Below are 7030 nucleotides of genomic sequence, written 5' to 3' on the forward strand. Positions count from 1 at the left end.
TGTTTTGAGAAAATTCAAATAATGCAAAGTGTGTGTCAAAGCTCGATCTTAGAAAAACTGGAAGAGAACATCCGAAAGGCACCTTTCGACAGTGCGGTTATGAGGTCATTGAGCCAGATGAAGCCAGGGCGGCTGTGTCCCGCATGGCGTATAATCTCAAGCGACTTGGCTTTTAAACGCGACGACAAGGGAATGGGGGCAAAGGTAGCTCTGCGCCCGAAGCTGCCCTTATTCCCGCTTCTGCCTTTCGCCTATGCAGTAGACCGCAAGCGGCACATTCCGGACGTTCAGAACCAGTCGGCAAATGGTAGGTGAGCGGGACAAACTTGCCGTTCGCTGCGGCTTCACCAAAGGCTGCTTCATCCAGATATTTCGTTTGGCCAACACGGAAATTACTCTGAAACCATCTTAAGCGTTTGACACAGATGATGTTTCGTTCCCTTTTATGCTGATGAACCAATTGAATGGAAAAGTCGCGCTGGTTACTGGCGCATCCGCCCTACAGGGGATCGGTCGCGCAATAGCGATGAGATTGGCTGCCGATGGCGCAAAAGTTGTTGTGACGGATCGCCTCGCCCCAACCACCGTAGACAATGCATTCGCGCGGCTCGAAGAGATTGCACAGAACATTCGGAATGCCGGGACGGACGCGTTGGCACTGCCGCTCGACGTGACCGATTCGGATCAGATATCCTCGGCAGTTGACCGTTGTATCTCCGACTTTGGCAGCTTGGACATTCTCGTTAACAATGCAGGTTCCCTTGCAGGCTCAGCGGATTTTTTGACAACCACCCCGAACGAATGGGAAATGAGCTACCGCGTGAACGTGCTGGGGCCTATGATGCTGTCACAAGCGGTCATACCTCATATGCAAAAGCATGGCGGTGGTCGGATCATTAGTATTGGTTCAACTGGGAGCTTGGGAGCAGAGCCGGGCTTCGGAGCATATACGGCGACGAAACACGCGCTCGTGGGGTTTACAAAGACGCTTGCGGCAGAGTTCGGTCCGGATGGCATTCTCTGCAACACCGTTTGCCCCGGCTACATAGCAACCGACATGCACGAGGCGGCAAATGAACGGCTAGCGGCAGAAGCAGGGGAAAGTTTAGAGGCGATACGAAAACGCCGGTATGCAAGTGTTGCGCTCCGTTCTGCCGGCCTACCGGATGATGTTGCAAATGCCGTTGCATACTTGGCTGGTCCGGCTGGACAGTATGTCACCGGTATTAACCTGCCTGTCGCCGGTGGCGTCCCCATGGGAATCTGAAAGTCGACGTTCATGCAAGCCGCAGCATCCGGCAAAATGGGCTCAAACCGGTCATCTGACGGTTTCAATAGGTCATCGGGTCGGGTCAGACGGCATCAAGGTCAGCAACGCGGACAAAACTGCCATTCGCCGCAGTTGCGCCAATGCCCGCTCTCGGAACCATGAGTTGGCCAAAAACTGCGGGTTACCGCAGGTGACAGAAGCGTGTGAGATTTAAGTTTCCCAGAGTCAAACCGTCTAGATATCATCCCACGAGATCACCATCTCTTGTTTCTCTCGTTGCATGAGGGCGATAAACTTCTTGGCGCGAACTTCAAACTCGTCGGATCGCCGTGAGAGATCAAGCCAAGTTTCATATACCTGATCGGCGCGTTCGTGATTTGACAATACCTTGGTGGCACGAAGTAACGCTTCTTCAACCGCCTCTTTGGTCAAGATTGAACAAATAAAATCTGTATTTGCCAACGGTGCCGCATTAGTACGCATGTGATGGGTTTCGAACACTGTCGGCGGGCCACCTCCATCTCTTCTGGTCCACGATCTGAAGTATGGATTATCGTCTTTGTCGTAGATGAACGCCGAAAGCCATTGGACGGCACATACAGCCAGCTCAGGTGTTTCGAAGCTCCACCATCGTTTCCAGATTTTCTCAGCGACCGGGAACAACCAGATCAGAGTGGCATGTAAACCTATCCAGTCGTATGGGCTGGCGTGGCTCCCTTGAAACGAAAGCATTTTCTCTTCGTTCATACGCGCTAGCAACACGCGAACCAAAAACTCCGACATCGCGTTAGCCTGGGCCGCATTGAAGAACTCGGGGTGTATCGGCCGGTCAGCCAAGGCATCCCACATACCCTCAAAATGCCATTCACCCTTGAAGCGCTCGGGCGCAGGGGTTTTGAGCTCTTGCCTCGCCCAAGCTTCCAGTGCCTTCGGGAGGGCGAATGCGAGCAGGTCTTCCTGAACCGTCATGTATTGGTAATCGAGAAAGAAATCGCAAAAGTCGAAGAGATCGGTAGGTTTGTCGGTTTCGGCAATCCGCTCACAGTGACCGCGAATGTAATCGAACGGTTCTTGCCAGATTTCAGTTGGAGCCTTCGGCCAGTTCAACGCCTCCAGCAATTCCGAAGGAATGCAAAGCTCGTCCTGCATTTCTTTGCCGACCATGTTTGTTCTTACCCTGTGAAACACACACGCCTACCGCGGCAGTTTCACATGCCCGAGAAAACCGTCTAGACGCAGCGAGCCACACACTTTGAAAGGACTGTTTTAATTTTGGAACGTTTTGGCCTTCAACTGAACAGAACGGACATTCGCGCAGACCGCGGGATCGGTCGTTTTGGGCTCTCTGCCGCCATTCTCTGCGAAGCATTTCAACTGGTAGTAATAGCCCCTACCTATATGTTTCGTACGGGGAGGGTCATTTCCTATGTATAGCTATACCGCGCATGGGGGCCGTTGATACTTCAACTCAGTAAGGCCGGATTTACGGACAACCCAGATGGTCACCTCTTAGAAGGCCACACAACTGCTATTCGCTGCGGTTGCGAATAAGGTCGGTTCAAAGCCGCGACCACCATGGTGCGTTTGCAATAACATGAGACTGGGGAAACGGCAGCTTAGGGCTCATCGCGACTTATTTGCGGGGTTTGTGCGAGCAATCTCTGTTGCGGCTTCGCGACACTCCCAATTCGCGTCCGTTTTCTTCCACAGTGCTTCCAGTTGGTTTGGCACAAATAGAAACACCGCCCGGGGGCGGTGCGTAAGCATCTGTGATGATGTGTTTTATTTTGGTTGCGGGAGTAGGATTTGAACCTACGACCTTCAGGTTATGAGCCTGACGAGCTACCGGGCTGCTCCATCCCGCGACACTTTTTGAGACCTGATGCTTGCGCTACTTGAGGTCTTTGGTTGGTCTACCGCCTATTCGGCTGCTTGAGACCGTTTGTTGGCCTGATGCATGTTTGCTTGAGGCCGGGTCGTTTTATTGATCGTTTTGAGAGAGGGGGATTTTTCTAGGTTTGGCGGTGACCTACTCTCCCGGGGCTTAAGCCCAAGTACCATTGGCGCGGCAGCACTTAACTTCCGGGTTCGGGATGGGACCGGGTGTTTTGCTTGCGCTATGACCACCAAACCGAGGAAAATCCCCGTCGCGGCTTTGCTTTGCAAAGCGCGACGAGTGGCAGGCGGCGTATTTGCGTGCAAATGCGCGTTGCCACTCGGTTGTTATGTCAATCAACAGTGCCGCTTGGCGCGACACAGCCATCCATGTTTAATGAGGTGTATGTTTTTGGCTTATTTGTTCGCCTACCGCTTCGCTACTTGAGGCGGTGGGTTGTCTTTCCATTACTGGATCAAATCAAGCCTATCGGGCGATTAGTACCGGTCAACTGAACGCATTACTGCGCTTACATCTCCGGCCTATTGACGTGGTGGTCTTCCACGGCCCTCAGGGAGACCTTGTTTTGAGGGGGGCTTCCCGCTTAGATGCCTTCAGCGGTTATCCTGTCCGATCATAGCTACCCTGCACTGCTGCTGGCGCAACAACAGGTCCACCAGTGGATCGTTCACCCCGGTCCTCTCGTACTAGGGGCAACTCCTCTCAAGTCTCCTACACCCACGGCAGATAGGGACCGAACTGTCTCACGACGTTCTAAACCCAGCTCACGTACCTCTTTAAACGGCGAACAGCCGTACCCTTGGGACCTGCTCCAGCCCCAGGATGAGATGAGCCGACATCGAGGTGCCAAACACTGCCGTCGATATGGACTCTTGGGCAGTATCAGCCTGTTATCCCCGGCGTACCTTTTATCCGTTGAGCGATGGCCCTTCCACTCGGGACCACCGGATCACTATGGCCGTCTTTCAACTCTGCTCGACTTGTCAGTCTCGCAGTCAGGCTGGCTTCTGCCATTGCACTCAACGAGCGATTTCCGACCGCTCTGAGCCAACCTTCGCGCGCCTCCGTTACGCTTTAGGAGGCGACCGCCCCAGTCAAACTACCCGCCACGCAGGGTCCCGGATCCGGATAACGGACCGCGGTTAGACATCAAGAGTGCGAAGGGTGGTATCTCAAGGGAGGCTCCACCGCGACTTGCGTCACGGCTTCAAAGCCCACCACCTATCCTGCACATCACAATCCTGATGCCAGTGCGAAGCTGTAGTAAAGGTGCACGGGGTCTTTCCGTCTAACCGCGGGAAGCCTGCATCTTGACAGGCAATTCAATTTCGCTGAGTCGATGTTGGAGACAGCGGGGAAGTCGTTACGCCATTCGTGCAGGTCGGAACTTACCCGACAAGGAATTTCGCTACCTTAGGACCGTTATAGTTACGGCCGCCGTTTACCTGGGCTTCAATTCAAGGCTCTCACCTCTCCTTTTAACCTTCAGGCACCGGGCAGGCGTCAGACCCTATACGTCGTCTTGCGACTTCGCAGAGCCCTGTGTTTTTAATAAACAGTCGCCACCCCCTGGTTTGTGCCCCCAGCCCCTAGTTGCCTAGGAACCGGGCCTCCTTCTCGCGAACTTACGGAGGTATTTTGCCGAGTTCCTTCAACATCGTTCTCTCAAGCGCCTTGGTATTCTCTACCAGTCCACCTGTGTCGGTTTAGGGTACGGTCTTATAGGAGGGCTATTTCCAGGAACCTCTCAGCAGCCCATTCAATCCGATAAGGATGAACTACCTCTGAGATCCGTCACCACTCCACGGCCTAGGAATATTAACCTAGTTCCCATCGCCTACGCCTTTCGGCCTCGGCTTAGGGGCCGGCTTACCCTGCTCAGATTAGCTTTAAGCAGGAACCCTTGGACTTTCGGCGAGAGTGTCTCTCACACTCTTTGTCGCTACTCATGTCATCATTCTCACTAGTGATCTCTCCACCGGATCGCTCACGCGCCGGCTTCATCGAAAAGACTCGATCCTCCAAGGTGCCCCGAAGGACACTAAAGAGGATAAGTCTTATGTCACACTACGCTCTGCTACCATGCCTTACGGCATCCTAAGCTTCGGCTCATGGCTTGAGCCCCGTTACATCTTCGCCGCAGGACAACTTATTTAGACCAGTGAGCTGTTACGCTATCTTTAAAGGATGGCTGCTTCTAAGCCAACCTCCTGGTTGTTTTGGTCGTCCCACCTGCTTTCCCACTTAGCCATGAATTGGGGGCCTTAGCTGTAGGTCAGGGTTGTTTCCCTCTCCACTACGGACGTTAGCATCCGCAGTGTGTCTGCCATCTAGTACTCCCGGGTATTCGGAGTTTGGTTAGGATCAGTAAGCCTGTGGGGCCCCATTACCCATCCAGTGCTCTACCCCCCGGGGTATTCGGATGACGCTCTACCTAAATAGATTTCGCAGAGAACCAGCTATCTCCGAGTTTGATTGGCCTTTCACCCCTAGGCACAGCTCATCCCGATCCTTTTCAACGGATGTGGGTTCGGTCCTCCAGTAAGTGTTACCTTACCTTCAACCTGGCCATGCCTAGATCACTCGGTTTCGGGTCTGATCCCACGAACTCATGCGCCCTATTAAGACTCGCTTTCGCTACGCCTACACCTAACGGCTTAAGCTTGCTCGTGAGACCAAGTCGATGACCCATTATACAAAAGGTACGCCGTCACCCCGCAAGGAGGCTCCGACTGATTGTAGGCGTTCGGTTTCAGGTACTGTTTCACTCCCCTCGTCGGGGTGCTTTTCACCTTTCCCTCACGGTACTGGTTCACTATCGGTCAGCAAGGAGTACTTAGCCTTCGAAGGTGGTCCTCCGATCTTCAGACAGAATTTCACGTGTTCCGCCCTACTTAATACGTCCCATTGAGCTTAGAATACGGGGCTGTCACCCGCTATGGCCATGCTTCCCAACATGTTCTTCTCACTCTCAAGGCTCGGCTGGTCCCCGTTCGCTCGCCGCTACTAGGGGAGTATCAATTGATTTCCTTTCCTCCGGGTACTTAGATGTTTCAGTTCCCCGGGTTTGCCTTTATAACCCTATGTATTCAGGTCATAAATACCTGGTTAAGCCCATTATTGACTGGCAGTGCCAACAATAACAAACTTTCAGGTGGGTTGCCCCATTCAGAAATCCATGGATCAAAGCTTATTCTCAGCTCCCCATGGCTTATCGCAGAGTATCACGTCTTTCATCGCCTCTTGCTGCCAAGGCATTCACCAAACGCCCTTCTCGCGCTTGATTTGATCCAGAAAAAGAAAGACTTGATACTTGTGCTACCGCCTATTCGGCTACTTGAGCACATGAACTCTTTCGGCCTTGCGGCCTGCAGAGTTCGATCAGATCAATCACGATGACCCAGCTGGTAACTAAAGGTCATCTGTTCTTCTGAACCAAAAACATACATTTCCCGCCCCCGCCACTTGGACGAGGACAATTGAGCAACCCCATATGGTCTCTCAGCCGTGCAGCTGATCAACGCAGGTCGCTCGGGTTAGTATATTAGACTTGGACAACTCTGTTCGTTTCAGTCGTGATACGCATTCCAGGCCGGCTAGACCCAAACTGCGCCGTCTGCCAAATGGCAGAAACGACCGAGATCAGTGCCACACTCGGCACGATCAAACAGTGTTGATTGATTTCTCTCTAAACGATGTCAAAGCTTCCGAAGAAGCGACGTCCGATTGGACGGTGAAGAACCAAAATGGTGCTTAACGGTCAAATCGAAGGCAAATGGTGGAGCCTAGGAGGATCGAACTCCTGACCTCCTGAATGCAAATCAGGCGCTCTCCCAGCTGAGCTAAGGCCCCAAAAGTTTTTG

2 protein-coding genes, 3 tRNA genes and 2 rRNA genes (1 of these 7 only partly in view) are annotated in these 7030 nt (G+C 52.9%); 1 reads left to right on the plus strand and 6 read right to left on the minus strand.

Going from position 1 to position 7030, the window contains the following annotated elements; all coding sequences use genetic code 11:
• The first annotated feature begins 445 nt into the window (after positions 1–445).
• On the plus strand, positions 446–1267 hold the full coding sequence (locus tag SJY13_RS14195) for an SDR family NAD(P)-dependent oxidoreductase (RefSeq protein ID WP_377191649.1): 822 nt from the start codon (positions 446–448) through the stop codon (positions 1265–1267).
• Between the two features lie 237 nt (positions 1268–1504).
• On the opposite strand, the gene SJY13_RS14200 is transcribed toward SJY13_RS14195, so the two are convergent.
• From SJY13_RS14200 to SJY13_RS14225, 6 genes are all read right to left on the minus strand, one after another.
• Positions 1505–2434 carry a hypothetical protein gene (locus SJY13_RS14200; RefSeq protein WP_377191651.1) on the minus strand — a complete coding sequence of 310 codons (930 nt, stop codon included), beginning with the start codon at positions 2432–2434 and terminating at the stop codon, positions 1505–1507.
• Positions 2435–3058: 624 nt separating this feature from the next.
• Positions 3059–3135 (minus strand) — tRNA-Met (locus SJY13_RS14205).
• Between the two features lie 151 nt (positions 3136–3286).
• Positions 3287–3401: ribosomal RNA gene (gene rrf, locus SJY13_RS14210) — 5S ribosomal RNA — on the minus strand.
• A 221-nt stretch (positions 3402–3622) separates the two neighbouring features.
• Positions 3623–6453, minus strand: a 23S ribosomal RNA gene (locus tag SJY13_RS14215).
• Between the two features lie 490 nt (positions 6454–6943).
• A tRNA-Ala gene (locus SJY13_RS14220) sits at positions 6944–7019 on the minus strand.
• A gap of 9 nt (positions 7020–7028) precedes the next feature.
• Positions 7029–7030: transfer RNA gene (locus SJY13_RS14225), tRNA-Ile, on the minus strand; it runs 75 nt beyond the window's last position.

The organism is Ruegeria meonggei (genome assembly GCF_042768335.1).
Taxonomy (GTDB): domain Bacteria; phylum Pseudomonadota; class Alphaproteobacteria; order Rhodobacterales; family Rhodobacteraceae; genus Ruegeria; species Ruegeria meonggei.

Coding starts and splice junctions, on each gene's coding strand:
- SJY13_RS14200 (WP_377191651.1), bottom strand. CDS start 2,434: ATGGTCGGCAAAGAAATGCAGGACGAGCTTTGCATTCCTTCGGAATTG.
- SJY13_RS14195 (WP_377191649.1), top strand. CDS start 446: ATGCTGATGAACCAATTGAATGGAAAAGTCGCGCTGGTTACTGGCGCA.